The organism is Salipaludibacillus agaradhaerens, from assembly GCF_002019735.1.
GTDB classification, from domain to species: Bacteria; Bacillota; Bacilli; order Bacillales; family Salisediminibacteriaceae; genus Salipaludibacillus; species Salipaludibacillus agaradhaerens.
Genome location: NZ_KV917378.1, coordinates 4257513 through 4284286 on the forward strand (window position 1 = coordinate 4257513; position 26774 = coordinate 4284286).

The following is a 26774-nucleotide window of genomic DNA, read 5'->3' on the forward strand; positions in this document are numbered from 1 at the left end:
GAGTTACTGAAAAAATCAGAGTTAATGCTGAAGATTAAGTGTTTGTTGCTGATAAATTGAATAGAGATGCTGAAAATGCCCTTTCAATAACTTATTTAATAATTTTGTTAATAAATTTGCCATATTTACCCCTTTCGAGTGATAAAAATCACACATTTGCTGTGATGAAATGCACAGTGATGTAGAAGTACGGCACTTACAATGGGGTTAACTGACATGACGTTTTAAAAAGGAGGCACTGTGATGACAGCATTGGAGAAATCTTTCTATTCTAAAGCTAGTATGTATTCATTTATTGTTGTACTCACGCTATTTGGTCTTATGTGGATTGGCACAGGACGGTTTTCACATATGGATTGGATGCTTTTTGGTTATATGGTTTCGTCGTTTGTCTTTTTTATTGGGATGACAGTACGGTTGACTTCTTGGATGATGAGACCGGCTACACATGAAATGATAAAACGTTCAATTGAGAATATGAAGTCAAGAAAAAGACAAAAACGGAATGCTAGAGCCATAGCTAAAACGATGGTAGTTAACATTATTTTACAAAAGTTCATTTTTAAACGAGGGGTTTATAGAGGTATTCAACATTGGCTGATTGCTTGGGGATGTATTGGATCGTTAGCTATTACATTCAGCTTAACGTTTGGATGGATGCACTTTAAACTCGTTGATCCTGAGACTTATCAAGTGGTTGTATTTAATATTCCTACCTTAAAAATGACAGCTAATGGCCTTCTAGCCAATATGTTTTACGAGGGATTAAACATTACAGCTTCTATGCTAATGATTGGCCTCGTTATGGCTTTATTTCAGCGAATTAAGAGTAAAGATCTTAAAGTCACATCTAGAGCAGAATTTGATTTATTTCCGCTATACATCTTACTTGCAGTGACGTTAAGTGGCCTTTTATTAACTGTTTCTTACAAATTGCTCGCTGGTTGGATGCATCCAGAATTGGCACTCATGCATCAGATTACAGTCGTTATATTTCTTATTTATTTTCCTTTTGGTAAGCTCTTTCATTTACCAGTAAGGCCGTTAGCGACAGCGGTTCCGATGAATTATACTGAAGCGAGAATAGGAGATACGAAAGAATGTGCAGGTTGTGCTGAACGGTATTCTACCGACGATCAAATTGCAGATGTTAAAACGATTTTAGATAAACAAGCATTTGACCTCAAAAATGATAATGGTGACTGGCTAGCTGATTACTGCCCAGCTTGCCGCAGAAAAATTCGGGTCATGAGTCAATTGAATCTCCCAGGTCAAAAGACTAACCCAGTGCCTGTGCAAACGAATAATGGTATACATGTTCCGGGGTTCGGACGTAAAAGGTCAGAGAGTTTTTACTCATCTATGAACGATAAAGGGGATGTTTAAATGACTAAATTTGTAGTTAAACCAGGGGTGAAAAATTTACAGCATGAAGATGAAAAGCTCGTTACTACCCATTGTTGTTACTGTGGGATGCAGTGCGGTATGCACATTCGAGTGAATAAAAAATCAGGGAATGTCGTAGGTGTTGAACCGCGCTACGATTGGCCAGTGACAAATGGAAAAATGTGTCCAAAAGGGGTCACAGCTTACCAAACTGTTGATCATCCTAATCGTATTAAAACACCTCTCATCAAAAAGAATGGCAAATTTGTTGAAAGTACATGGGAGGAAGCGTTAGACCTAATTGAAAAAAATTATAAACGCTTGCAAAGTCATTATGGAAAGGACGCTTTGTCCGTATTTGGCGGTGTCTCCATGACAAATGAAAAGTGTTATTTAGTAGGGAAATATGCCCGTGTAGCTCTTGGGACCCGTTATGTTGATTATAATGGCCGTTTTTGTATGTCATCTGCAGCAGGAGGTTTTATGAAAACACTTGGCCTTGATAGAGGGTCTACTCTTCCTTGGCCAGAATTGGAACATACAGATTGTTTTTTTATGGCAGGGACAAATACCGCAGAGTGTCATCCTACAACAATCCAATGGTTATGGAAAGCAAGAGATAAAGGGGCAAAGATGATCGTAGCTGATCCCCGGGAAACACCGACTGCGAGAATTGCCGATGTTCATTTAGATTTAAAAGCTGGGACTGATTCAGCTCTTGCTAATGGTATGATGCATCTTCTGATAAAAGAAGGCTATGTGGACGAGGCATATGTTCAGACAAGATGCCATAATTTTGAGGAATTAAAAGAAGCTGTTAAGGCGTTTACTCCTGAAAAAACTGCCATGATTACTGGGGTTGATAAAGAGAAAATAGTGAAAGCAGCCACTATTTTTGGGCGTTCTCCTCGTTCGGTCGTCATGTTTGCTCGGGGAATCGAGCAGCAACGAAAAGGGGTAGACAATGTCTGTTTATATACGTCTATGGCACTGTTAAGGGGGCAGATTGGAAAATTTGCTTCCGGTGTTGCGACTTTCACTGGTCAAGGCAATGGTCAAGGAGGGAGAGAACATGGACAAAAAGCAGATGCCCTCCCCGGATATAGGAAAATTGATAATCCTGAACACGTCGCTTACGTGTCAGACGTGTGGGGCATTGATCCGAAGGAAATGCCTCAAGCAGGTGTATCAGCTTATGAAATGTTTGATCACATTCAACAAGGCAAAATTAAAGCGATGCACGTCATTTGTAGTAATCCTGCAGTATCAGCTCCGAATAATCATTACATTTGGGAGGGGTTTAAAAAATTAGATTTTATGGTTGTTTCGGACTTCTTTTTATCTGAAACAGCAGAATTTGCTGATGTGGTGTTGCCTACTACAACGTGGGCGGAGGATGAAGGGACGACCACAAACCTTGAAGGTCGTGTCATTCGTATTAGAAAAGTGAAAGAACCTGTTGGAGAAGCGAAAACAGATTGGGAGATTATGCAGTTAATCGCTGAACGCATGGGAAAAAAATCGTTCTTCCCTTATACATCAGTCAGTGATATTTATGAAGAATTCCGATTAGCATCAAAAGGTGGAAAAGCCGATTACTACGGCATTACGTATGATCGAATTGAAAAAGAAGATGGCGTATTTTGGCCGTGTCCAGATGAGAAACATCCTGGTTCACCGACGATGTTCACTGAATCATTTGCAACGGAAGATGGGAAAGCCAATTTAGCTGTTGTCGGGTGGGAAGAACCTGGTGAAACACCGTCGGATGACTACCCACACATATTGACGACAGGTCGGGTTGTCTTTCACTACTTATCAGGCACACAAACACGAAGAACACCATTTCTCATGGAACAGTGTCCTGAACCATATGCAGAAATACATCCGGAAATGGCTGCTAAGTATCGTTTGAATAATGGCGATCGGGTCGTATTAACAACAAAGCGTGGAGACATAACGGTTCCCGTAAAGTTGACGAAGGCCATTCGGCGTGACCACATTTTTGTCCCTTATCATTGGGGGAAAGAATTGTCTATTAATAAACTGACTAATCCTGCACTTGACCCTACATCACGAATGCCGGAGTTCAAAGTGTGTGCCGTCCGAATGCAAAAAGCATAACTCACGATGAACGAAGGGGGAGTGGCTCATGAAAAAAGTCATGTATTTAGAATTTGAACGCTGCATCGGATGCAGAGCCTGTCAGGCTGCCTGTAGAGAGTGTGGTGGCCATGATGCAAAAGAAAGAAATTATGTAGAGTATGTGGATTTTTTGGAGAATCGCCAAACGTATCCTATGCTGTGTATGCAATGTAAAGACCCAGCATGTGCAAAAGTTTGCCCTGCAAATGCCATTCAAATTACTGAAGAAGGTGTCGTTCTATCAGCGATGGAAGAAAAATGTATCGGATGCCGTAATTGTACATTTGGCTGTCCATTTGGAATTCCGAAATTCGACTTTGAAGAAAACAAAATGTACAAGTGTGATATGTGTTACGACCGTACGAAATATGATATTGCTCCTATGTGTGCGTCAGTATGTCCATCAGATGCTATTCGATTTATTGATCATGATGAGATGATGTCATTGAGACGGCGACGAACACAACTAAATCTAATCGAAGGAAAAAAACCATCTGAACATGATAAATGGGCGTATGTTCCTGAATTTTTCGGTGTGTATTCAGATTAAAAATTTAAGTCGACCGCCTATTTTAGAAAGGAGTATGACGGATGACTAATGACGATAAAAAAGGACGTAACCGGCAAAAATCAACATCAGATATGGTTAATTTAATGGGAAATGTGGAGCAAAAAGATGACTTAACATATAATCGTCGTGCCTTTTTAAAAACAGCCGCTGGCGCTTCAGTTGCGCTAGGGCTATCGACGGTTCCCTTTAGTGTAAGGGCGATGATGGGTATAGCAGAAGATGAAAGTGAGCGTGTGGAAATAGCGCATGTTGATCAGCTACCGAAAGGGGAATCCCTCACATTTCATTATCCCACAGATAATGATCCTGCTTTACTCGTGCATACTATGTCTGGTGAACTAGTAGCCTATAATTCTGCTTGTACACATCTTATGTGTCCTGTGTTTTACAAAAAAGAAACAGATACACTCCTTTGTCCGTGTCATAAAGGCTATTTTGATGTTAATAACGGACATCCGCTTGAAGGACCACCACAAAGAGAGCTCCCTATGATTCATTTAGAGATAGACGCTAATATTATTTATGCCGTAGGTAGGTCGTATCGCCATGAGTAAAAAAATATGTTGGATCATTATTTTTATAACGATAGCTATTAATGTCGTTATGGTTCAATGGACAGTCGAATCTTATTTAGGAAGAGAGTACGAAAAAGTGATTGTCTTTTCAGCAATAGGGGTAGTGGGGGCTTTCATCGCTTTTTTTGCTTATTTAAATTGGAGAAAGGTTGAGTACACCCATTCAAGTAAAGAAGAATAGGTGTGATCAGTAATCGTGTTACTTAACCGAGGGGACAAGAAGTTCACGATAAACGAACTTATAAATGTGGTTAGTGACTTGAAAAACAATTCATTATGTCCTACTAACCTGAGCAAAACATAATGTTGGGAGAGATAACGATGGCACGAATAACGAGATGGGAACCGGAAGATCCTTCTTTTTGGGAAAGTGAAGGGAAGTATCATGCACGGAGAAATTTATGGATTTCTATTACAGCTTTATTTTTAGCATTTGCTGTTTGGCAAATTTGGTCTGTTATGGCGACTAATTTGAATGATATAGGATTTAATTATACTGAAAGTGAATTGTTTTTATTAACCGCTTTACCAGGACTGACTGGCGCAACGTTAAGAATAATATATACTTTTCTCGTTCCAATTTTTGGCGGAAGGAATTGGACTGTCATCAGTACAGCATCATTACTAATTCCCGCAGTGGGCATTGGTTTTGCTGTTCAAAATCCTGAAACACCTTTCTGGATAATGGCTCTATTAGCGGCTTTATGTGGATTTGGCGGAGGGAATTTCGCTTCCAGTATGTCAAATATTAGCTTTTTCTATCCTAAGAAAGCAAAAGGAACGGCACTTGGATTGAATGCAGGGATAGGCAATCTCGGTGTGAGTGCTGTTCAACTATTATCCCCACTGGTCATAGCCTTTGCGCTTTTTGGTCCATTAGGGGGAGCTCCACAGTATCTTGGTGATGGGAAAGAAGTATTTATGCAAAATGCTGCTTTTATTTGGGTGTTGCCTATAGCTTTTACAGTTGTGGCTGCTTTTTTTGGAATGGATAATTTGCCGACGATGAAAACGTCGATCAAAGAACAGGCTGTTATTTTTAAAAATAAGCATACATGGATTATGACGTGGTTGTATACGATGTGTTTTGGCTCCTTCATTGGCTATGCAGCAGCTTTTCCGTTATTGACACGTACAGAATTCCCAGAAGTTAATGTGCTTCAAATTGCGTTTATTGGACCATTACTCGGTGCTCTCATTCGCCCGATAGGAGGTTGGTTATCAGATAAACTTGGTGGAGCATTCGTCACGTTTTGGGATATCCTCTTGTTAATCGGAAGTACTCTTGGTGTTATGTATTTTTATAACAGCGGTAACTTTACCGGATTTCTTATTATGTTTATTATCGTATTTATTGCTACTGGTATTGCTAATGGCTCAACATTTAGAATGATCCCTTTTATTTTTGAACAAAAAGAAGCTGCTTCCGTCATTGGTTTTACTTCCGCGATAGCTGCCTATGGCGCTTTTCTAATACCGAGTTTATTTGGTTGGTCAATCGATGTGACCGGTATGGCTAATTTAGCGCTAGGTATTTTTATAGTTTACTACATTGTTAGCTTAGCACTTCATTGGTACTATTACTCTCGAAAAGGAGCAGAAGTTAAGTGTTAAAAAGATAGGTAAAAGCTTGATTATTTAAAAGATGAATGAATAGGTGATCACAGGCTTGATATCAACACTAGCCTGTGATTTTTAGAAAGAATAAACGTCATAAAATAGTCAACTTATTTTACTTTAAAACTTTTAAAATAGTGTTAACATAAACTAAGAGATGATTTTACTCACATTATTTCACTATTTTCTTTTGGCGAGGCGGGAAATGTAATGGAAAAACAAAAGCTAAAAATGAAGCGTTTTTTTAATGAGATTTCTGAGGCTAATAAAGAACTGTTATTAAAAAACGGTTTAGAGATCAATGTTAAAAGCGGCACGTTTTTATTCTATGAAGGTGATTTCCCCGAGCATGTCTATCTTGTAAGATCGGGCAAAGTTAGGCTGAGCAAAATGACGTCAGAAGGTAAAGAGTTTTCTATTCATCTAAAGCAAAAAGATGAACTAGTTGGAGAAGTTGGGCTGTTCAATGAAATGTCCATTAGTGTAACTGCTGAAGTCATAGAAAATGCGTCACTTGTCCGCTTTGATCGACACACATTGGAAGCGCTATTTCGAGAAAATGGTGAAATTGCTGTGGCCTTTATGAAATGGTTTGCCCGACATACCCAATCAACACAGGCTAAATTTAGAGATTTAATTTTGTGTGGTAAAACAGGCGCTATTTATTCAACTTTAATTCGTTTTAGTAATTCCTACGGGATAGAGAAACCAGACGGCGTTTTTATAAATGTGCAATTAACTAACCAAGATATTGCTAACTACATTGGTACTACAAGGGAAAGTGTCAATAGGTTGTTGAATGACTTAAAAAAAGCTGAGGTTCTTTCCATTACAAATGGTTACATCACGATTCATAGGTTGGAATTTTTAAAAGACTACTTGCACTGTGGTGACTGTCCAGTTGAAATATGCACTATCTAAAAACGTTTCTCACGACATGCTATGTTGTGAGAACTTTTCAATTCTCTCAAAGAAGAGATTATCGCTCCTCAACAGGATAAACAGTTAGTGAGTCACCGGAAAAAATCTGTTCACCTTCTGATGTGATAAGCGTGTAAGAATCAGTGTTGTCCACAGTGGGGGGCACTAGGATACCGCGTGCTAGTCGCTTATTATATTGCCAAATTTCCACATTTGTGCCTGCCATTGATCGCTGTCGAGCTTTATCAATATAGTTAGCCCATTTTTGAAACCCATGGTATAAATAGGCTGGTTCACCTTGTTGATCATATCCTAGTAAGGCCTTTTTATCGTCTATCTTAGCGGATAAATCTGTAGCAAGTTCATCGACTAAGTAATAAAGTTCCTTACAACAGTTGAATGGAATATCATCTTCGCACGTTAATATTAAGTTATGATCAGAATTATGATGTTTAAACACGATGTCTATAGGTGCAGACGTTAATGTCTTTCTATAATGATCGTCATGGAATGTAAAGCCATGGTCAAACAATATAGGCGAAATACCGCGTATTGTTGAATAGGAAAATGTGACTGTGAGCATAGACTTTTTACCCCTCCTTAAGTAACACGATAAGATCATTATAGCAGGCTTCAAAAGAAGAGGCTGTGGGGAAAATCACATCACACTAATTAGTCTTGTGATTACCATCACATACAAAGATGTGGACATATAGTACACTCAGTACAATTAAGCATGAGGAAAGAAGGTGATTTCATGAAATGGTATATCCCAAAGGAGCATGGGGCATGGGCGATGTTCATTATCCCATTTTGGACAGGGGCCGCCATCTCTGGCTTATCTTGGCATCATCTTATTTTCTTTATAGGACTGACTGCGCTCTATTTTGCTCAAGCACCACTATTGACGTTTATCAGGCAGCCAAAGCATCAAGATATATGGCCGTCCTTCTTGATATATACAGGAATTGGATTAAGTATAACAGTACCCTACATCGTCAGTGAAGTGTATTTAATTTATATCTTTTTAAGTATTTTGCCACTATTCTTAGTGAATAGTTTGTTTGCAAAATTAAAAAAGGAACGTTTTTTTATAAATGATCTTTCAGCTATCGTAGCTTTGTCAGCTCTTCTGTTATCAGCTTATGTGATTGGATCAGGAGAATTACGGGCAGAAGCTTTTCACTATATGCTTCTTATCATTGTTTTCTTTGTGGCCAGTGTTTTTCATGTAAAGGCTCTTATACGAGAGAAGAATAATAAACCCTTTAAACTGGTGTCACTGGTATATCATATCGTTATTACGGTTTTAGCTTTTCTAACAGGCTGGCTCATGGCTGGAGTAGTCTTTTTATTAACATTAGGTAAAACGGCACTTATTCCTAAAAAATATTTAAGCAAGCCGAGGCAAATTGGGATAGTGGAAATCGTTAACAGTGCTGTTTTTCTAGTTTTATTAGTTAGTGGTTATTATGTCTTTGCCTGAATAAATGCTTGCCAGACCCTCATACTAAGGAAAATAACTTTGAGGTGATAGGATGAGTCAGCGTCATCAATTTAAACCAGGTGATAAAGCCCCTAACAACGGAAAGTATGTGGAAATAGGGGAAACAGGAAGTATGGTACAAAACCCACAACAAATTCATTTGGAGACAGGGGATACGTTTCCAGAAACGAGAAATCATAATCGTGTATGGACATATAAAAGAAAGCCATAATCACGAAGTTCTACTTCCTAAATTAAGTATACAAGTGGTTCGGACCAGTTTCTTTACACGGAAACTGGTTTAAATTTTGCTGACTAGGAACGTCTCCTCGCTAACTCAAAGGTGCCGAGCGACTAGACTGACATCAACTGTACACGTGTTTACAAAGGAGAGATGCTTAATCCTGCCCAAATATAAAACAATGCATCAAGGCCCATACAGTGATCTTTGGCTAAATGATGCGATATATCCTTTCGCTTACTTCATAGGATGATGGGACCTTAGGGCGCCAAGGATACTCAGACAGTCACCGTTTTTCCGCAGTCCTTGAAAAAGAGCGACCAGGTTATATCGATTAGTTTTCATTGTTCAATTTTTATGTTGAAATTTTAATCATAGCTAACGGTCGGTAATGTCCTGATTAAACTCAACTACCAATCAGTGGGGGAAGAACCCAAACGCCCACTGATTGAAGGTTCATTATATTATGACATGCATTCATATGATTTTAAGAGAGTGAAGGTTAAATGAGGTATGAATACACATTCGTTGGAGGCTGGATATAATGTGATACTCTATAGTGAGTTATTTAAATGAGTGTCATTGGCTTAAATACTAGTCGTTCATAGGTCATTTAAGATAGAGAGTTTTAAAGAGAAGGCGCTCACTTTACAATTAACTATTGTAATTACCTTTATTTTTTGCGATTCTTTATAATAGCCAAAGAAAGGAGAAGGTTATGCGGTTATTATTTGGTGTAATTATTTTTTCTGTTGTTTCTTTACTTGCATTCTTCATGATAGTGAATGGCACTGATGTACCAGTTGAAGTTGCTGTTATAGTGGCATTGCTATTGGGTGGCGTGATAGAGTGGCTCTTTCATCGTTTTATAAAAGTACGTCATTAAGACGTTAAAGAACTTTACTTAAGATAGGAAATAGTCTTTTAAAATGAGTAAGCAGCTAAAAAGTGATTAAAGCTTACTTCTGAGAAAACTAGGATACATGGTTTTCTTTATCATGAATACATTAATTAAAAAAGGCCAGCAAGGAGGTCCTTAAAATGAAATACATGAACTTATTGATTATTTGTTCCCTTTTATTCCTTTTAACTGGCTGTTCTAGTTCTGGTAGTCAAGACCTGTATACAAGTAAAATAGGTTTACTTCTACCACACACCATTGACGATCAAGGATGGAATAGCAAAGGTTACCGAGGTATGCTAAAAGTCCAATCCTCTTTAAATATGGAGATCTTAATGCGAGAGGATACAAGTACGTATGAATCTGTTAGCACAGCTGTGCAAGAGTTTGTAAGAGAAGATGTATCTTTAATCATTGGTCATAGCCATATTTACGCTGATATTTTTATGATGTTAAAAGATGAGTACCCTGATATCCATTTTGTTAGTTTTAATGGTGATGTAGAAGGTGATAATATTACAAGCCTTCATTTTGAAGGGTATGCAATGGGGTATTTTGCTGGAATGCTAGCTAGTGAGCTTTCCGAAACAGAGATCATTGGCGTTATTGGGGCATTTCAATTTCAACCAGAAGTCCAAGGATTTAAAGATGGTGCAATCTTTCATAATCCTAATACCACAGTACTTGTCGATTATGTGGATAGCTGGATAAACAAAGATAAAGCGATAACTATATTTCATGATATGAAGGAAGAAGAAAGTGATATCTTTTATCCAGCAGGAGATGGATTCCATATTGACATTATAGAGGAAGTAAAAAAAGAGGGGCTTCATGCTATCGGCTATGTAGGAGATCAACTTGATTTAGGTGAATCGGTTATCTTAACGAGTACGGTGCAAGAAGTGGAAGACTTATATGAATATATTGCAAAACAATATTTAAGTGGTGAATTAGCCAGTGGTAATCAATACTTTGATTTTCAGGAAGGCGTTATTTCCTTAGGGGAATTTGGACAGGAAGTACCAGAAGAGACTGTCCAATGGCTGACAGAAGTAGTTGACACTTATATTGAAACGAGTGAGCTTCCGAATGAACATACAAACGTTTCTTATTAGGCTCACGCACACTTTATCACAGATAACCGTCCGTAAAGCTCCCGGCTCAAAATAGGGTAAAAAGAGAAAAAACGATATAGTGTGGAGCTAGCGGCCGGTAAGGTCCTGATTAAACTCAACTACCAATCAGTGATAGAAGAACAAAAATGACCACTGATTAAAGGTTCGTTATAATTAAAAGGCTATAAGAAAAATGATTAACTCTCATGCATTAGGCAAATTATTTTCCCCTCTGCTAGTCACCTGTTAAAATAAATAAACAAGTATATAGAATTAGAAGGTTCACAAAATATGATGATCCTATAAAGGAGACTAAAATATGTCTGAACATGAACAATCTAAAGCGATCAGAAAAATGGCAGACAGAATCGTAAAGGGCTATCAGGCTGTACATGAAAAAAACTATCAAGAAGCGAAAGAACTGTTAGAGCCGTTACTGCCATTGTTTCATCATGAAGAGAAACCTAACATAACATTACTTAGCTATACATGTATTGCACAAATTGGGTCAAAGGATATTGACGCTTTTTTAAAGTCGTATGAAGAATTGAAGACATTTGAACCTACGACAGAAAAGGAAACGGCTTTAGTTCAACGAGTGGATGAGATGTTTGAAGAGCTTATGAGTGCGATTAGCGTTAATCGTGACGAGTCCAACTAAGTTGTAGAGCTTAAGGGCTCATATAAATTAAGTTGCATGGTAATCGTTTTTTTCGGTGTCATCGTTGCACGCGCGTTTTTTATAATAAGAAGTAGAAACTTTGGCAATAAAAGAGGATTGCTTTTTTTTTAGTACTAGGTCATAATCATAAGTATAAATTTTAGTTTTGAGGAGGCTGCAAGATGCAAGCTGGAATTTGGGGAATAGGAACATATACACCAGAACAGGTCCTCACTAATAAAGACCTAGAGAAAAGAATTGACACATCTGATGAATGGATCAGAACACGTACAGGTATTGAGGAGCGTCGTATTGCCTCTGAGTCAATAGATACATCACATATGAGCTTTTTTGCCGCTAAAGATGCATTAGAAAAGGCCGGTGTGAAAGCTGAAGAATTAGACATGATTATCGTAGCAACCGTCACACCTGATCAGAGCTTCCCTTCTGTATCATCAATGATTCAAGCACAGCTGGGAGCTACAAAAGCAGCAGCTATGGATGTGAGTGCGGCTTGTGCAGGATTTGTTTATGGTCTTGTAGTGGCTAAACAGTTTATTGAAACAAATACGTTTAAACATGTTCTCGTGATTGGGACTGAAAAATTATCCAAACTTGTGGATTGGGAAGATCGAAATACAGCTGTATTATTTGGAGACGGCTCCGGAGCTGCTGTTTTGGGACCTGTTTCTGATGATAAAGGCATTCTTTCATTCGAGCTAGGTTCAGATGGAACGGGTGGCGATCATATTAGAATGGACGACTATTTATTTATGAATGGGAGAGAAGTTTTTAAATTTGCTGTCAGACAGATGGGAGAGTCATCTTTAAACGTTGTTAAAAAAGCTGGTTTGGAAAAAGAAGATGTAGATTTCCTTGTTCCACACCAGGCAAATATTCGGATTATGGAAGCTGCGAGACAACGACTTGACCTTCCAGAAGAAAAGATGTCTAAAACAGTGAACAAATATGGTAATACGTCCTCTGCTTCAATTCCGTTATCACTGGCACATGAATTAGAAGAAGGAAAAATAAAAGATGGCGATATTGTTGTCATTGTAGGTTTTGGTGCTGGTCTTGTATGGGGAGCGGCCACAATTAGGTGGGGACGATAAGCTAGCAAGCCATGCTAGATAGTTGAATAGGCTATATTTTAATAACAATCAATGTCTGTATGAAAAGATACCATTAATCTATTGAACAGCTTTATATAAAAGTTTTTTGGCCATTATAATTGTTTTTTTGAAGTGAGCAAAAAGAAAGGGGTAAACAATCGTGACAAAAAATAGAGTAGTTGTAACTGGTGTAGGTGCGGTAACACCATTAGCAAATAACATGGAAGATACGTGGGGAAAGTTAGTAAAAGGGGAATCAGGTATTGATTATCTTTCAAAATTTGAAGAAGGTATGTTCCCTGCCACAGTGGCCGCGCAAGCTGATGATTTTGACCCAGCATTATATATGGATGTTAAAGAAGCCCGAAAAATGGATCGCTTTACACAATTTGCTGTAGCTAGTGCCCATATGGCTGTAAAAGATGCCAATTTAACAATTGATGATTCAAACGCAGAGCGTATAGGCGTTTGGATTGGTTCGGGTATAGGTGGTATGGAAACATATGAAAAGCAGTTTCGACTTTATGAGAAGCGTGGCTATAGAAGAGTTTCACCATTTTTTGTGCCCATGCTCATCCCTGATATGGCTTCAGGTCAAGTATCTATAAGCTTGGGAGCTAAAGGGATTAACTCTTGTTCAGTGACAGCCTGTGCCTCAGGTGCTAATTCTATTGGTGATGCATTCAAAGTCATTCAACGTGGTGACGCTGATATTATGATTACAGGGGGGGCAGAAGCACCTCTTACCGAAATGTCTTTCGCCGGTTTCTCTTCCGCACGCGCTCTATCCACCAATGGTGATCCAAAGACGGCTAGTCGCCCATTTGATAAAAATAGAGATGGATTTGTTATGGGTGAAGGGGCAGCTATTCTAATCCTAGAATCGTTAGACTCTGCTAAAAAGCGGGGAGCGACGATAATTGGTGAAATTATTGGCTATGGTGCTACCGGTGATGCCTACCATGTGACTGCGCCAGCGCCAGAAGGTGAAGGCGCCGTTAGAGCAATGAAACAGGCTTTAACCGATGCTGGATTGCAACCGGAGGAAGTTGGCTACCTAAACGCTCATGGAACAAGTACAGAATACAACGATAAGTACGAAACGATGGCAGCTAAAACTGTTTTCGGAAATTACGCTGCAAAACTACCGATTAGTTCAACAAAATCAATGACTGGACATCTATTAGGCGCAGCAGGTGCTTTAGAAGCCATTATTTCCTTGAGAACAATTAATGAAGGACTTATTTTACCTACAATGAATTATGAAACACCAGATCCGGATTGTGATTTAGATTATGTTCCAAATGAAGCGAGACAAGCAGATGTCTCAGTTGCCATGAGTAATTCACTCGGCTTCGGCGGCCATAATGTATCTTTAATCTTTAAACGATATGAGTAATACACGTTTTCTCTTAGAGAGCTAGGATAACATTCTAGCTCTTTTTTTGTATGCTGTTCCCTTAAAATTTTTTATTGAATGATGTTCAACACGAATAAGCGAATAATGCTAAATAATGTCCATCACATGGTTGATAAAAAATGGACTTGAAGTGAAAGATGATGACTCCTGAAGACGCAACGATATCTGAAGGACCAGTGGTGTCAACGTTTTATCATATTTTGTAGTCCTCTAGAAGGCGTGCTTCTGTAGCTGAGAATCAATGTGTGAGTGTTTTTTTACAGGTATTGTTTGTATGATGAAACCCAATCACTTTAATTTGCCTTGATAACGGATGAAAGGTGAGGAGACATAGTATTAGGGCGATTATTTTGTAGAGGTATTTTGATGCATTGTTTATGAGTGATGTCATTTAGTCGTTCAGTCAGTCTTTAGACTGAGGATTAAACAGCCTTCAGATCGTTCAGATTTGTCTCCTTGTTTAATACAATTAAGTTATCACATAGATAGTATGTTAGGAAAAGAGGAGATAAACATGGAGCCGATCTTTGAAGTGAAAAATGTTACTAAAAGCTATAAAAAAGGAAGTATTACAGCCAATTCTGATATTTCGATGTCTGTTCATAAAGGTGAAATTCTTGGTTTACTTGGTCCAAATGGTGCAGGAAAGTCCACTCTTATTAAACAAATGGTTGCGCACACTGACTCCACAGACGGAGTGATTACTTACAAGGGAATAAATGTTAAAAATCAGGCGAAAAGGGTTAGTCGAGAAGTGGCCTATTATAGTCAGGAACCAGCATCATTAACTAGTTTGAAAGTTAAAGAAGCCATTTATTTCTGTGGAAGGCTACGCGGGTTGACGCGAAAAAGTGCAGATGCTGAGACAGCTAAACTTATAGGGCAATTAGGCTTGGATGAGGTACAGCATAAAATGTTACAGCGAATATCAGGAGGTCAGAAACGTCTTGCCGGTATTGGTACAACGTTAATTGGAGCTTCACAGGTTCTTATACTAGATGAACCAACAAATGAATTGGATCCGAAAAAGCGACGACTTGTATGGGATATTATTCAGGAAAGAAACCGAGATGGTGTCACAATTATTTTAGTCACTCACAATATTTTAGAAGCTGAACAAGTGGTGGATAGGGTAGCCGTTATCAATCATGGTAAATTGTTAGCTTTAGATAAAGTTTCTTCCTTAAAAGAACGTGTCGATCAACGGTTACGGGTCGATATCACCTTTCAATCAAATGAGGACACTCACTTTATGATGGAAGAATTAGCGACTTTTGGTGCACTTATACCTAAGACAGAGCAACAAGCTCGTATGATGATTGAAAAGAATAATCTTGCTGACATTATTGAATTTATCCAATCTCGAGAAGATATCCATTCTTACGCGATAACACCACCGACTCTCGAAGATGTTTATTTTCATATTGATGGTGATTTAAATAAGGAGGAGCCGTCTTATGTCTAATTTAGAGACTCATCAGCTCGTGTTTGAAACGTCAAGGATTAAACAATTTTTTATAGAAGGTTGGATATTGTTTCGCATTCAACTTTCCATTATCCGTGAAAGTTGGGCACTCATCTTTATTTTGGCTTCTGTTTTCCCTTTTACGACGTTAATGTTCTTAAAGTTTTTTACGGAAAACCCTAGCGACGAGCTGATTATGCGGATGATTACTGGCAATATGTTATTTGCTTTAATCATAATGGGGATGAATGTGATGGCCCAAGATATTTCCTCGCAGAAGCATCAAGGTCATTTTACATTTTATGCGTCGTTGCCGATCGCTAAACTTAACTTTGTTTTAGCTAATTTGTTCCGTGGCATGTTAATGAGCTTTCCATCATTTATTATTCTAGGAGTCATTGGTCAAGTCGTCTATGAGGTTCAGTTTAAGCTAAGCTTTGGCATTATCCCTGTTGCTTTCTTAACGATTATGAGTGTTGTTGGAATCGGTGTATTTCTTGGATTTTGGTCACCTAACCTTCAGCTGACGAATTTACTTGTGCAAGCATTAATGATGTTTGTCAGCTTTCTCACACCAATTATGGTGGATATGAACCAACTTCCCGTCATCTTGAAATGGGTCTCTTACATGTTTCCCACGACATACGCTGCCACAGCGTTAAGAGAATTATTAATAGTTGGATGGACGTGGACGGTGACAGTTAATACTCTCGTACTTCTTTGCTTCACCATAGTGTCTTATATATTAATTGTGAAAAAAATTAATTGGCGAATGGAAACGTAAAGGATACAATATAAGACAAGGGAGTTGGCTGGTGACGCCTCCGGTCGTGTCCTCCATGCTAATTGAGGTGAAATAAAGTATGAAGAAGTTTATTGGAATTATCATTTTAATAACAGGTATTCTTTTTTTACTTGTAAATACTGGCACGATTGATGCTAGTGTTACAAACATTTTAACAACATTTTGGCCGATTGTTGTGATAGTTCTAGGTATAAAAATTTTATTTGAAGGAATTGTTTTTTTCTTTCATGGGTTAAAAAGAGACCGCTGGCACATCGGTAAAATTTTATGGGGCGCTGTTGTATTGTCAGGTGGCGTTGTTTTGCTAGGTAATCAGGCGGACTGGTTTTATTATAGCTTAAGAGATTTTTGGAGCTGGACATGGCCGATAATTATCGTTTATCTCGGCTTTAAAGTGCTGTTTGATAGAGACACGTATGTTGAAGTGTCTTTAGACAGTGATGATATGGAGAAGGTAAAAAGGCAGAAGAAACAAAAAAGGAAAAAAACGAGGGATGAGAATCGTTTTCCACCTTCATATACAACCACTAATAGAGAACAAACAGAGGGTAAGGAGTGGACCAAAAAAAATCATCGAATCTTTATAGGAGAAATGACCTTAGGGCGTCAACCGTGGGAGCCAGATGGCGTTTATGTCAATATGGGGATAGGAAGCATTGAGCTCGATTTGACGAAAGCGATCTTAAAAGAAGGTGATAATGTTATAGATGTCACTAATTGGATTGGCTCCGTAGAAATTTACGTTCCTAAACAAATGGCTGTTCAAGCCGATGCAGAAGTGAAACTTGGGGAAGTAACGTTATTCGATGATAACCATTCAGGTACAGGAAGACATGCTACCTATACGAGTCCTGGCTTTCATGATGCTGAGAAGAGGCTTATTCTAAATGTTGCTCTAAGTATTGGAGATGTGGAGGTACTGACTGTTGACTAAGCAAAAGGGGGGAAATAAACAGCTTCGTTCAAAAGATACTAGACTTGAAGGGATGATTTGGGACCTTTTACGCATGCAGTTAAAAGTCATGTTAACCGCAGGTGGAGCCGTGTATGTCTTTATTATAATTGGTTATACATTTACGACTACGTCAGAAGAACCTATACAGGGAGGCCTTTTTCAGCCATTATTTAATCTTGGAGAAAATCCGGTTGCCTTATTCGTTATAACGAGTGCTTTAACGGCAATCTTTCTTATATCAGGGTGGTTTTATGCGTATTCATATGGATTATCATTGAAGAAAACGATTCATCACTTCATACATCAATTAAAACAATTTCACCGAGGTTCTTTAAATAAAAAAATTACCGTCCAAGGACGTGGTGAGTTACAAAAACTTGCGAATGAAGTTAATGAATTAACCGATGATTTGGAAAGGCAGATTGTCTCAATGAGACGGCTCGTAAATGAAAATGCGAGCTTAATAGAAGAAGCAGAAAAAGGGGCAGGATTAGAGGAACGGCGCAAGTTGGCGAGAGATTTACACGATGCTGTCAGTCAAGAGTTGTTTGCTGTATCCATGTCACTAGGAGCTATGCCTAAAGTACTGGCTAAGAATAAAGAAAATGCAGTGGCTTTATTTAAACAAATTGAGCAGATGGTACACCATGCTCAGCAAGAATTAAGGGCACTTATTATGCACTTACGGCCTGTCACGCTAGAAGGAAAATCCTTAACTCAGGCGATGGAAAGTCTTATGGAAGAATTGTGTAAAAAACATCCAGCCATGCATTTTCATTGTAACTTAAAAGCCATTCCCCACATGGAAAAGGGAATTGAAGAGCAACTATTTAGAGTTCTTCAAGAAGGGCTATCAAATGTTATGCGCCATGCTAATGCTAAAACAGCAACTATAGATGCGAAAATGGGCCAGCATATTTTGCTGATTGTTATGGAAGACGATGGTGACGGATTTGACTCTGAGACTATCCATCAAGAAAAAACAGGTAATTACGGCCTTCTATCAATGAAAGAACGACTAGTGGAACTCGGTGGTCACTTGACAATCGTCTCTTATCCGGGGAAAGGGACGAAATTAGAGTTTCGTGTTCCTCTAACTAAACAAATTGATGCTGAAGGGGGAAACAATCGTGACTGAAAAAATTAAAGTGTTAGTGGTTGATGATCATGAAATGGTGCGTATGGGGCTTGTCACATATATAAATGTTGAAGATGACATGGAAGTCGTCGGTGAGGCGGGGGATGGTAAGGAAGCCATTCAAAAGGCAGGTGAGTGCCTACCGGATGTAATTTTAATGGATTTATTGATGGATAATATGAACGGCATAGAAGCAACAAAAGTTTTATCCAAAACGACGGCTAAAGTCATTGTTTTAACGAGTTACCTCGATGACGAAATGTTATTTCCAGTGATAGAAGCAGGAGCATTTAGTTATCTGTTAAAAACATCCAATGCAACAGAAATTGCTGCTGCTATTCGTAAAGCTGTCAATGATGAACCAACTTTCCAGGGGCAAGTGACGCAAAAAATGATTCAGTATATGAATGAAAAACCTAAGCATACTGATTTAACAAATAGAGAGAAGGAAGTACTTAGTCTTATAGGGAAAGGAAAATCAAACAAAGAGATCGGTGAAGAATTATTTATCGGGATAAAAACAGTGAAAACACATGTCAGTCATATTCTTTCAAAGCTAGAGCTTGAAGATCGAACTCAAGCTGCGATATATGCAAATAAACATCATTTAGTCTAACATGTACAGATATTAAAAATGATATCTTAAGCCAGAGAAAACGCTATTTATAGGTGGAGATACCGGACACTTATGTCTTGATTCCCGCAACGACTAATCAGGGGGGAGAAGAACAAAAAAGCCCATTGATTAAAGGCTCTTTTTATTATGATAGCGTACATATTTCAACAGGACACTTGTCACATTGGAGGTGCTTTTTAAGCACCTCTATTTCTTTAATAATCAAATGCCCTCTTTCAATTGACACAATGTTAACTTTCCTTAATTCGTTAAATAGTCTATTGACCGTTTCTCTTGTGGAACCGATAAAATGAGCGAGTTCCTGATTGGTTAATTTAATATCAATTTTTATGCCCTCTGCATGTTCAACACCATAAGAATGTGCAAGCCTAACAAGGACAGAATAAAAAGCACCATGCTTTCCGTATAGCAGCAGATCAGAAAATTTTGCTTGAGTGGACTGAGTATTTCGGGCAAATAATTTGATGAATGCCGTGGCGATGGCTCCGTTTTGTGCAAATACCCCTTCTAATATTTCTCTTTCAAGTCTAAGAATTCGTGAGGACGTGGTGACTTCAGCTGTCATACTCGCTCTCATTTCATTGAAGAGACTGAATTCTCCCACAACATCATAATCTCCCTTTAAATGGATAATGAATTTTTTATGATCCATTGTCATTTTACTCATTTTCACATGCCCTTTTAAAATGAGATAAATATAATTTACGGCTTCACCTTCGTAAAAAAGAATGTGCCCACTTGGAAAAGTGATCTCTTCTCCATGGAGAAATAAATGTTGCTTGTTTTCACTAGATAACTCTTGGAAGAAAGGATTTTTAACACGGTAATTATATAAGCGGTGTGCCATCGCTGGTTCCTCCTAACCTTTGCTAGCATATGTTAATAATACCATATCAAATGGTGTGTCATAAATAAGTGAGGTAAATCACGCAATTAATGAGGTGGGCGATGTGACGATCCATGATTCATTTAAATGGGTACTTAATCATTATATAAAGCAAGAGTCAGTCGCAAAAACATTTGCGCCGTTATTAGAAAAACGACCTGAGAAATCTCCAGAAGAATGGTTTCATTTTCTACATGAACAAGGCTTATTACCTGTAAACAGTGAAACTAAAAAAGAATGGTTTCACTGGCGTAAAAACGTGAATGTAAAAGAATTAGAGCTATTTATAAAAAAAATGAGGAGCATTTTTCAAGGGCCAGATACAGAGATATTCATCTTTCCACTAAATAGGAACCATGGTGCTATTTTAGAAGGGCTTGATGGGAAAAACGGCATAACCTTTCCAGTGTTTATTTTGGCGTTCTGGAAAGCAACTTTACCTGAACGGGACCAAAAAGCATTGTTGCTTCATGAGTATCATCACGCCTCTAGATTATTTCATAGAGGTGAAAATGAGCGATCAGTAAGTTTGTTAGAATCGATGATTATGGAAGGGTTAGCTGAATGGGAAGTGGCGAAACAATTAGGTGAAACACATATGGCTCCTTGGACAAAAAATTATGATCGTCGCATGCTGTTAGCTTGGTGGAAGGATGTCTATCAACACTATGTTTTACTTCAAGGAAGGCATACTTATAAATCATTATTGTTTGGAGGTGAGAGACGTATTCCTCCCCTTACTGGCTATAAACTTGGGTATGATATTGTGAGGACACATTTATCTCATAAAGAAGCACCAGAAGATTCTTTAACATTATTAAAAAAAGCACCTGAAACTTTTTTAACTGGCCCATATAAAACGAATGAATATCATAATTGACATTTCATCACAAACAACGCTAAAGCCTCTACGGTTGTTTTAAAAAAATGGGTTAGTGAAAGACGGAGATTCCTGATAGAGAGCTATTGGCAAAGGTCCGCCTGTAGTTGAGGAACCATAGTCGGTATTTACAAGTATCATTTTTATAATGAGAGGTTCATTCAACTGTTTGTTGTTTAAAATTAGTCATAATCAGTCTTATTCATAGACATGCAATCATACGCTATAATAGTTATCTTTATTTGAACAATTAAGGAGGGAGAGTATGCGGCTATTACTGTTAATTATTGGTTTTAGTTTAGCGGTTTTTGGCGGAGTCAGTCTAGTGGCCTATTTAAATTTGTTAACAGTAGGTTTCTCCCTCCAAGATTATATTCTATTTCTTATTCAAAGAGTTGAAACATATATGTTTATAACCGGTTTGTTAATTATTTGGATCATGGAATATCTGCCTCTAGTGAAGAAAAAAAGAAAAAAGAATATGAAGAATTAACAGTTGGTGGAATAATATGGATGATATCTGCGAATACTGTTGTCAATGATGACGTATGAGGAGGTAAGTCCATGCTTCATATGAAAGATGTTTGGGTCAATTGGTTTGAAGGAGAAGAGAATAGTTATAATGTTTGCGAATTTTTCGAATGGAAAAAAAGTGATAAAATTGAACTTTTAGATCAAGTAAAGGTAGTCAAAATTAATTCAGCATTACTTGACTACATTGAGAATTCATTGCAAGAATTGCCGGAAGAGCTATTAGCAGATGTCTATCGACAGAGTTTTGCACGACAGAAGAGTGAGCGGACGCCTTTAGATTATTGCTTTATTGCAACAGATGGTTTAAGGGCCATTGTAGTAGATACAATTGGTTATCATACACCCATTAGAAAAAGTAAAATGGTACCTCGCCAAGAAGAACAACTCCGACAACTTGTCGAGGGGCATCCTGAAGCTGAGTATTACATGGATTATTTAGAGTGTGAAAAAGAGTATCACATTTTATCACCAGAACCGTGTTTAATGTTGGGGTTAATTCGAAAAGAAAAACAACTAAAACAGCTACTTTTTATGGCTTTAGATCAACTTTATAGTGAGGCAGAATTAGCAGAATTGAGGTATTGGTATACTGAGTGGGCTCCGCATAAATATCACGCTATTCAATTTATGGACTTTGAGGAAGCGTGGCAAAGCCTATATGATGAGATTAAAGTAGGATGGTCAGCTAAACATGAAAACTTTTGTCATGCGATGATTAAGGGGCAACCTTTTTTTGAAAAGTTATGGGAATTACAATTTGAAGAAGAGAAACGAAAAACTAAAAAATAACTTCAGAGATTCTCTCTGAAGTTATTTTTGGCGATTATTCAGTGCCCTGATAGAAGCTATCTCCCTAAACCGAGTGCTTTTTCAGCTTTTTTCAGCATTTTCATGGCTTTTCTGTTTGCTTTTTCCGCTCCGTGATCTAGAATATCATCTAATTCTGATGACGTAATGAGGTCATCGTATTTTTCCCTGATTGGCCTAAGTGTATCAGCAACTGCTTCAGCAGCAGCTTCTTTGAAAGGGCCATAACCGGTATTTTTAAACTGAGATTCCAGTTCGTCAATAGAATAAGATGAGCAAAGAGAAAAAATCGTTAATAAGTTGGATACGCCAGGTTTAGTTTCCGGATCAAAACGGATCTCATTTTCAGAATCTGTCACGGCACTTTTTATTTTCTTAATAATTTGCTTTTCTTCATCTAGTAAAGAAATATAGCTTTTCGTATTAGGGTCGGATTTACTCATTTTTTTAGTTGGTTCTGTCAATGACATTATTCTGGCGCCGACTTTTGGAATTTGAACTTCTGGTACGGTAAAAATATCATTGTATTTCCGATTAAAACGCTCAGCTAAATTCCTTGTGAGTTCAAGATGCTGCTTTTGATCTTCCCCGACAGGCACGATGTCCGTACCATATAATAGAATATCTGCAGCCATTAAAGGCGGGTAAGTAAGCAAAGCGGAAGAGACTGCGTCCTTTCCGGTAGATTTATCTTTAAATTGTGTCATACGTTCTAGCTCACCAATATAGCTCGTACATTGCAAAATCCAGCCTAATTGGGCGTGCGCAGGCACTTCTGATTGTATAAATAAAGTGGATTTATTGGGATCAATTCCTGCTGCAATATAAAAAGCTGCTAGGCTTTTTATATTTTTCCTAAGGGCAAGACGATCTTGGGGTACAGTAATAGCATGCTGGTCTACGATACAAAAATAACAGTCGTAATTTTCTTGAAGAGGTGGAAAGTTTCTTAAAGCACCTAAATAATTACCAAGAGTTCCAATTCCACTAGGCTGAATACCAGAAAAAATTGTTTTCATACATGTCATCCTTTCAATTTTTGACAAGCAATCGTAAAGTTTAAAAGGCTTTTCTACGAATGAGTGACACTATCAAGGCTTAGAAATGAGTGAGTCTAAGCAATCGCTACATACCATTTCCTATTCTAGTTCTAAACATAAAAAAGCCCATTCATCGCCTAATAAAATAGGGACGAATGGACCGCGTTGCCACCCTGTTTATCACCATGACAGTGATCACTCATACCCTCTCCTTGTGTCTGGAAAGGGGCCTCAATATAACGTTTGAGGAAACGGACCTGCCTACTATCTAGTTCAGCGGGCCAGCTAGAAAGGCCATTCGTTTTCCAAGCATGATCTGCTTACAGCGACCGCAGACTCTCTGAACATGCTGTTGAAAAATTACTTCTCTTTCTCATTGCCGTTGTCATTGAATTAGTGACATTATACGTCTTTTAAAAAATGATTGCAACTGAAACATATAAATGCTTCGCAGCAACTTTTTTAAAGATATTGTATGTGAGATGTGAGTTCATACAAGTATAAGATGATAACAAGTTGACAGTGTTTTAACATGACCTTGTTGTGTCTTCCAGTCCATCCAATCTTTCGGTCCTGAGAATGTGAGAAGATAGAGACAGGACAAAATGAGACGCTTGTAACAGTGAATCTTTCTTCTTCTTTTGATCCTTTGTGACGGCGGTAACTACTGACTTTTCTCATAAAGAGAGCCTTCAAGCATATGCTTGTACGGGAGGGATTGTAATGAAGCACTTACACTTAATCATATTGTGTTTTTTATTATTTATTGGCGGTGTTTTTTTCCTAAAGTCTACTAATGACCGGGTCTTAGTCGAAAAGGCAATGTCTCAAAATGGGGATGTAGAGGTTCAAAGTAGTAACGATATTTACAAATTGAGTTTGGACACTGTAGAAGGTAACAAATATTCTTTAGACGAGTTAGCAGGAAAACGAACATTTTTGTTTTTTTTCACGTCATGGTGTCATGTTTGTCAAGAACAATGGCAGCAAGTTTTGGAAGCTAAGGCAACACAACAAGATTCCTCACTAGAATTCATGGCGATTAATTTAACGAAAGAGGAATTTGGCGAAAGTGATGTGGGGAACTATTTATCACAATATATTAAGGAAAACATGACTATTTTATTGGATAAAGAAGGGGAGGCGCAACGGCAATTTGGTGTAAAGGGTATTCCTACAAGCTTTTTCATAGGGGAGGAAGGCAACGTTATTTATAGGCAAGATGGGCTCATAATGGCAGATGACATAATTAAAAAGATGACGGAATAACTATTTATTTCGTCATCTTTTATTTTGAATAAGGCTTTATATGAATTGTGACACTGCTTCTCTCCAATCTTTATCACAGATAACCGTCCGTAAAACTCGCCTCTCAATGTAGAGGGGCGAGTTTTAACTATTTAGGCGTGAGCTAATGGCCGCCAAAGTTACCAATCAGTGGGAGAAGAACCGAAGCCCCGCTGATGGAAGGTTCGTTTTATCCTAAAGTAAAAATCAAATAACTGCACATAATATACAATGATACGAGTATGAGAGAAGGAATAGGATATGTTGTGGACTTCACTAGGCGTGTTTGTGAAAAAAGCATGCCACCAATTAAAATGAGTAGTAATAATATTCCAGCAGCTACACTGATGAGCACCACAGGTGAGACGGCACTTGTTATTGGTCCGCTCGTGTAAAAAATATCGCACAGAACAAGAATCATTAAGTTAAATAAATTGCTTCCGAGTATGTTACCAACGGCTAAATGGTAATTAGCTAGTTGCAAAGCGACAATCACGGTTACCACTTCTGGTAATGATGTCGCCCCCGCAATAAGAAAAGTACCCATAAAGCTGGAGCTAAGACCAGTGGCTAACGCAATGGCGTCTCCAGAAATAGTTAATGCTGACCCTGCTATAAGAATAATGAGGGCGGCAATAAAGAAGCCGATTTGTGCTTTTCTTAAAGATATTGTCTGTGTATGATAGTCACTCTCATTAGTTGAAGCGACTTCAAGTACGCTGTTAGCTTCAGGGGATGTGGTCATATACTTTAACCCAAGAATATAAAATAACACAAGTAAATAAATTTCTATCCCGATATTGAAAATAGCATATCCAGTAGGGAAAAGAATGGCGATAAACACAATCGCAGTTAAACCTACATTAAGGAAGCCTGTCAGTAAATGATCTTTACCTATATAGGAAAAGATTTTGTGCTTTCTAAAATAAATATCTCCTATAGCTAAAATAAGTAAATTAAATAAGTTGCTACCGAAAATATTGCTAACAGCAATATCTGGATTACCGACAGTGATAGCAGTTAAACTTGTGGTCACTTCAGGAAGTGACGTGGCACCAGCCAGTAAAATCGTACCAGCCATCATACCGCCTAAACGTGTTCTTTCACCAATTATATCAGCATAATTAGACAGTTTTATAGCAGTAAAAATGGTGACAATGGCGGCGGCGATAAACACTAAATACATCATTTAATCATTTCCCCTTATTTAGAAGGTCGGATCATAAGATCAGGTCTGGACAAGCATTAAACACAAAAAAACAGACCTCTTTATGAGAAAGTGGCAACATTGAAAAAACGTGACTGTTGACACACTCTCATAAAAAGGTCTTGCAAACTTCAGGATTCCCCAAAGCTTCATGAACCGAGCGGATAGAAATCCGCTGTCATGACGATTCATGAACCAGATGGTCGCTACTCCCCTTTTTATTTAAAAGCGAACTTCTTTATTTTTAGTTGTTAAGTAAAGCAAAGGATGTCTCTATTTAATGTAGCACGTGCGCCTACTATTAGCAACAACTAAATTAGCAAGGAAATCAGGAAGCAGGTTGTTTTTTCTTCTGAGTTTTTAAATAATTGTTGATAGCTTTATCTAGCTCATTAATGGCATGTTCAGCCTCTTCTTTACTTATCGTACGGTAATGGTGGGACCCACCTGGCTCTTCATCAGCTTCGTCAGCCAGCGCTACGACCTCCTGTAGTGGCTCGCGTCTAATACCAACATCGGGTAAATAAGAATCCGTGTGTAATAAAATAGCTAAGGCAATTTCTTTAGCAGAGACAGGATTTTCATCTAATCTAATAAGCAGTTTATGCGCTCTTTCTGCCCCTTTGATGGCATGGATGTCATTTTCTTTGTATAACGTATAATCCCATTGACCATTGCGATACCATGTGTAATGGCCGATATCATGCAAAAAGGCAGCTTTAACGGCTAAGTCAGGGTTGACATTATGTTTTAATGCAAAGTTAAATGCATGATTTGCAGTGGAGATAGCATGCGCGAGACCGGCTCGTTTAACATATTTTTGAGCAATTGGATGTAAATAAATTTCTTTTAACGTCACTCGTTTCATAAATCATCCTCTCCTTTTTAGTCAATAATTCATTCTAAAAAAACTATTTTTAATAGTGTTCATCTTAATCAACACGGAAGAAAAATCTAAAAAAGTATATTGTTCAATATT

At 38.1% G+C, this 26774-nt stretch carries 28 protein-coding genes and 1 other annotated feature; of the genes, 23 read left to right on the forward strand and 5 right to left on the reverse strand.

Going from position 1 to position 26774, the window contains the following annotated elements; genetic code table 11:
• The first annotated feature begins 243 nt into the window (after positions 1-243).
• From BK581_RS19520 to BK581_RS19550, 7 genes are all read left to right on the forward strand, one after another.
• Positions 244-1386: an MFS transporter gene (locus BK581_RS19520; RefSeq protein WP_078579748.1), complete on the forward strand. Its 1143-nt coding sequence runs from the start codon at positions 244-246 to the stop codon at positions 1384-1386.
• On the forward strand, positions 1387-3510 hold the full coding sequence (gene fdhF, locus BK581_RS19525) for a formate dehydrogenase subunit alpha (protein WP_078579749.1): 2124 nt from the start codon (positions 1387-1389) through the stop codon (positions 3508-3510).
• Between the two features lie 28 nt (positions 3511-3538).
• Positions 3539-4081, forward strand: coding sequence for a 4Fe-4S dicluster domain-containing protein (locus BK581_RS19530; RefSeq protein ID WP_078579750.1), 543 nt, complete (start codon positions 3539-3541; stop codon positions 4079-4081).
• Positions 4082-4122: 41 nt separating this feature from the next.
• Positions 4123-4656, forward strand: a complete 534-nt coding sequence (locus tag BK581_RS19535) for a Rieske 2Fe-2S domain-containing protein (protein WP_078579751.1) — start codon at positions 4123-4125, stop codon at positions 4654-4656.
• Positions 4649-4858: a hypothetical protein gene (locus BK581_RS19540; RefSeq protein ID WP_078579752.1), complete on the forward strand. Its 210-nt coding sequence runs from the start codon at positions 4649-4651 to the stop codon at positions 4856-4858. The genes BK581_RS19535 and BK581_RS19540 overlap by 8 nt, the downstream gene beginning before the upstream one ends.
• 140 nt (positions 4859-4998) lie before the next feature.
• Positions 4999-6291: a NarK family nitrate/nitrite MFS transporter gene (locus BK581_RS19545; RefSeq protein ID WP_078579753.1), complete on the forward strand. Its 1293-nt coding sequence runs from the start codon at positions 4999-5001 to the stop codon at positions 6289-6291.
• A 213-nt stretch (positions 6292-6504) separates the two neighbouring features.
• Positions 6505-7215, forward strand: coding sequence for a Crp/Fnr family transcriptional regulator (locus BK581_RS19550; RefSeq protein ID WP_078579754.1), 711 nt, complete (start codon positions 6505-6507; stop codon positions 7213-7215).
• Between the two features lie 58 nt (positions 7216-7273).
• On the opposite strand, the gene BK581_RS19555 is transcribed toward BK581_RS19550, so the two are convergent.
• Positions 7274-7798, reverse strand: coding sequence for a hypothetical protein (locus BK581_RS19555; protein ID WP_078579755.1), 525 nt, complete (start codon positions 7796-7798; stop codon positions 7274-7276).
• Between the two features lie 174 nt (positions 7799-7972).
• On the opposite strand from BK581_RS19555, the gene BK581_RS19560 reads away from it, so the two are divergent.
• From BK581_RS19560 to BK581_RS19610, 12 genes are all read left to right on the forward strand, one after another.
• Complete coding sequence (locus tag BK581_RS19560) at positions 7973-8701, forward strand: YwiC-like family protein (protein WP_169837805.1); 729 nt, start codon at positions 7973-7975, stop codon at positions 8699-8701.
• 52 nt (positions 8702-8753) lie between these two features.
• Positions 8754-8933, forward strand: coding sequence for a YjzC family protein (locus BK581_RS19565; RefSeq protein WP_078579757.1), 180 nt, complete (start codon positions 8754-8756; stop codon positions 8931-8933).
• 727 nt (positions 8934-9660) lie between these two features.
• Positions 9661-9828: a hypothetical protein gene (locus tag BK581_RS20205; protein ID WP_169837806.1), complete on the forward strand. Its 168-nt coding sequence runs from the start codon at positions 9661-9663 to the stop codon at positions 9826-9828.
• 155 nt (positions 9829-9983) lie between these two features.
• Positions 9984-10958, forward strand: a complete 975-nt coding sequence (locus tag BK581_RS19570; protein WP_078579758.1) for a BMP family ABC transporter substrate-binding protein — start codon at positions 9984-9986, stop codon at positions 10956-10958.
• Between the two features lie 319 nt (positions 10959-11277).
• Positions 11278-11619 carry a hypothetical protein gene (locus BK581_RS19575; RefSeq protein ID WP_078579759.1) on the forward strand — a complete coding sequence of 114 codons (342 nt, stop codon included), beginning with the start codon at positions 11278-11280 and terminating at the stop codon, positions 11617-11619.
• A gap of 182 nt (positions 11620-11801) precedes the next feature.
• On the forward strand, positions 11802-12734 hold the full coding sequence (locus BK581_RS19580) for a beta-ketoacyl-ACP synthase III (protein ID WP_078579760.1): 933 nt from the start codon (positions 11802-11804) through the stop codon (positions 12732-12734).
• Positions 12735-12894: 160 nt separating this feature from the next.
• Positions 12895-14133 carry a beta-ketoacyl-ACP synthase II gene (gene fabF / locus BK581_RS19585; RefSeq protein ID WP_078579761.1) on the forward strand — a complete coding sequence of 413 codons (1239 nt, stop codon included), beginning with the start codon at positions 12895-12897 and terminating at the stop codon, positions 14131-14133.
• Between the two features lie 535 nt (positions 14134-14668).
• Entirely contained in the window at positions 14669-15619 is a 951-nt protein-coding gene (locus tag BK581_RS19590; protein ID WP_078579762.1) for an ABC transporter ATP-binding protein, read from the forward strand.
• Entirely contained in the window at positions 15612-16403 is a 792-nt protein-coding gene (locus BK581_RS19595) for an ABC transporter permease (RefSeq protein ID WP_078579763.1), read from the forward strand. The genes BK581_RS19590 and BK581_RS19595 overlap by 8 nt, the downstream gene beginning before the upstream one ends.
• Positions 16404-16482: 79 nt before the next feature.
• Positions 16483-17358: a cell wall-active antibiotics response protein LiaF gene (gene liaF, locus BK581_RS19600; protein WP_078579764.1), complete on the forward strand. Its 876-nt coding sequence runs from the start codon at positions 16483-16485 to the stop codon at positions 17356-17358.
• Positions 17351-18517: a sensor histidine kinase gene (locus BK581_RS19605; protein ID WP_078579765.1), complete on the forward strand. Its 1167-nt coding sequence runs from the start codon at positions 17351-17353 to the stop codon at positions 18515-18517. The genes liaF and BK581_RS19605 overlap by 8 nt, the downstream gene beginning before the upstream one ends.
• Positions 18510-19133: a response regulator gene (locus BK581_RS19610; RefSeq protein ID WP_257820510.1), complete on the forward strand. Its 624-nt coding sequence runs from the start codon at positions 18510-18512 to the stop codon at positions 19131-19133. Before BK581_RS19605 ends, BK581_RS19610 begins: the two co-directional genes overlap by 8 nt.
• A gap of 145 nt (positions 19134-19278) precedes the next feature.
• Here BK581_RS19610 and BK581_RS19615 read toward each other — a convergent pair whose 3' ends face one another.
• Positions 19279-20001 (reverse strand): Crp/Fnr family transcriptional regulator, encoded by a 723-nt coding sequence (locus tag BK581_RS19615; RefSeq protein WP_078579767.1) that lies wholly within the window; start codon positions 19999-20001, stop codon positions 19279-19281.
• 103 nt (positions 20002-20104) lie between these two features.
• Here BK581_RS19615 and BK581_RS19620 point away from each other — a divergent pair, with 103 nt between their 5' ends.
• From BK581_RS19620 to BK581_RS19630, 3 genes are all read left to right on the forward strand, one after another.
• Positions 20105-20920: a DUF2268 domain-containing putative Zn-dependent protease gene (locus BK581_RS19620; protein WP_078579768.1), complete on the forward strand. Its 816-nt coding sequence runs from the start codon at positions 20105-20107 to the stop codon at positions 20918-20920.
• A 265-nt stretch (positions 20921-21185) separates the two neighbouring features.
• On the forward strand, positions 21186-21413 hold the full coding sequence (locus BK581_RS19625) for a hypothetical protein (protein ID WP_078579769.1): 228 nt from the start codon (positions 21186-21188) through the stop codon (positions 21411-21413).
• A gap of 71 nt (positions 21414-21484) precedes the next feature.
• Positions 21485-22243, forward strand: coding sequence for a DUF3603 family protein (locus tag BK581_RS19630; RefSeq protein ID WP_078579770.1), 759 nt, complete (start codon positions 21485-21487; stop codon positions 22241-22243).
• A gap of 56 nt (positions 22244-22299) precedes the next feature.
• Here BK581_RS19630 and trpS read toward each other — a convergent pair whose 3' ends face one another.
• Positions 22300-23280, reverse strand: a complete 981-nt coding sequence (gene trpS, locus BK581_RS19635; protein ID WP_078579771.1) for a tryptophan--tRNA ligase — start codon at positions 23278-23280, stop codon at positions 22300-22302.
• 165 nt (positions 23281-23445) lie between these two features.
• Positions 23446-23687, reverse strand: a binding site (T-box leader).
• Positions 23688-24024: 337 nt separating this feature from the next.
• Here trpS and BK581_RS19640 point away from each other — a divergent pair.
• A complete protein-coding gene (locus BK581_RS19640) occupies positions 24025-24570 on the forward strand; it encodes a TlpA disulfide reductase family protein (RefSeq protein ID WP_078579772.1) in 546 nt (181 codons plus the stop codon).
• A gap of 208 nt (positions 24571-24778) precedes the next feature.
• Here the strand turns inward: BK581_RS19640 and BK581_RS19645 are convergent, their stop codons facing one another.
• Positions 24779-25777: a sodium:calcium antiporter gene (locus BK581_RS19645; RefSeq protein ID WP_078579773.1), complete on the reverse strand. Its 999-nt coding sequence runs from the start codon at positions 25775-25777 to the stop codon at positions 24779-24781.
• Between the two features lie 346 nt (positions 25778-26123).
• On the reverse strand, positions 26124-26663 hold the full coding sequence (locus tag BK581_RS19650) for an HD domain-containing protein (RefSeq protein ID WP_078579774.1): 540 nt from the start codon (positions 26661-26663) through the stop codon (positions 26124-26126).
• Between the last annotated feature and the right edge of the window lie 111 nt (positions 26664-26774).

Excerpts from the sequence above, each read along its gene's own strand:
- BK581_RS19520 (WP_078579748.1), top strand. The coding sequence starts at position 244 with ATGACAGCATTGGAGAAATCTTTCTATTCTAAAGCTAGTATGTATTCA.
- fdhF (WP_078579749.1), top strand. The coding sequence starts at position 1,387 with ATGACTAAATTTGTAGTTAAACCAGGGGTGAAAAATTTACAGCATGAA.
- BK581_RS19530 (WP_078579750.1), top strand. The coding sequence starts at position 3,539 with ATGAAAAAAGTCATGTATTTAGAATTTGAACGCTGCATCGGATGCAGA.
- BK581_RS19535 (WP_078579751.1), top strand. The coding sequence starts at position 4,123 with ATGACTAATGACGATAAAAAAGGACGTAACCGGCAAAAATCAACATCA.
- BK581_RS19540 (WP_078579752.1), top strand. The coding sequence starts at position 4,649 with ATGAGTAAAAAAATATGTTGGATCATTATTTTTATAACGATAGCTATT.
- BK581_RS19545 (WP_078579753.1), top strand. The coding sequence starts at position 4,999 with ATGGCACGAATAACGAGATGGGAACCGGAAGATCCTTCTTTTTGGGAA.
- BK581_RS19550 (WP_078579754.1), top strand. The coding sequence starts at position 6,505 with ATGGAAAAACAAAAGCTAAAAATGAAGCGTTTTTTTAATGAGATTTCT.
- BK581_RS19555 (WP_078579755.1), bottom strand. The coding sequence starts at position 7,798 with ATGCTCACAGTCACATTTTCCTATTCAACAATACGCGGTATTTCGCCT.
- BK581_RS19560 (WP_169837805.1), top strand. The coding sequence starts at position 7,973 with ATGAAATGGTATATCCCAAAGGAGCATGGGGCATGGGCGATGTTCATT.
- BK581_RS19565 (WP_078579757.1), top strand. The coding sequence starts at position 8,754 with ATGAGTCAGCGTCATCAATTTAAACCAGGTGATAAAGCCCCTAACAAC.
- BK581_RS20205 (WP_169837806.1), top strand. The coding sequence starts at position 9,661 with ATGCGGTTATTATTTGGTGTAATTATTTTTTCTGTTGTTTCTTTACTT.
- BK581_RS19570 (WP_078579758.1), top strand. The coding sequence starts at position 9,984 with ATGAAATACATGAACTTATTGATTATTTGTTCCCTTTTATTCCTTTTA.
- BK581_RS19575 (WP_078579759.1), top strand. The coding sequence starts at position 11,278 with ATGTCTGAACATGAACAATCTAAAGCGATCAGAAAAATGGCAGACAGA.
- BK581_RS19580 (WP_078579760.1), top strand. The coding sequence starts at position 11,802 with ATGCAAGCTGGAATTTGGGGAATAGGAACATATACACCAGAACAGGTC.
- BK581_RS19590 (WP_078579762.1), top strand. The coding sequence starts at position 14,669 with ATGGAGCCGATCTTTGAAGTGAAAAATGTTACTAAAAGCTATAAAAAA.
- BK581_RS19595 (WP_078579763.1), top strand. The coding sequence starts at position 15,612 with ATGTCTAATTTAGAGACTCATCAGCTCGTGTTTGAAACGTCAAGGATT.
- liaF (WP_078579764.1), top strand. The coding sequence starts at position 16,483 with ATGAAGAAGTTTATTGGAATTATCATTTTAATAACAGGTATTCTTTTT.
- BK581_RS19615 (WP_078579767.1), bottom strand. The coding sequence starts at position 20,001 with ATGGCACACCGCTTATATAATTACCGTGTTAAAAATCCTTTCTTCCAA.
- BK581_RS19625 (WP_078579769.1), top strand. The coding sequence starts at position 21,186 with ATGCGGCTATTACTGTTAATTATTGGTTTTAGTTTAGCGGTTTTTGGC.
- BK581_RS19630 (WP_078579770.1), top strand. The coding sequence starts at position 21,485 with ATGCTTCATATGAAAGATGTTTGGGTCAATTGGTTTGAAGGAGAAGAG.
- trpS (WP_078579771.1), bottom strand. The coding sequence starts at position 23,280 with ATGAAAACAATTTTTTCTGGTATTCAGCCTAGTGGAATTGGAACTCTT.
- BK581_RS19640 (WP_078579772.1), top strand. The coding sequence starts at position 24,025 with ATGAAGCACTTACACTTAATCATATTGTGTTTTTTATTATTTATTGGC.
- BK581_RS19645 (WP_078579773.1), bottom strand. The coding sequence starts at position 25,777 with ATGATGTATTTAGTGTTTATCGCCGCCGCCATTGTCACCATTTTTACT.
- BK581_RS19650 (WP_078579774.1), bottom strand. The coding sequence starts at position 26,663 with ATGAAACGAGTGACGTTAAAAGAAATTTATTTACATCCAATTGCTCAA.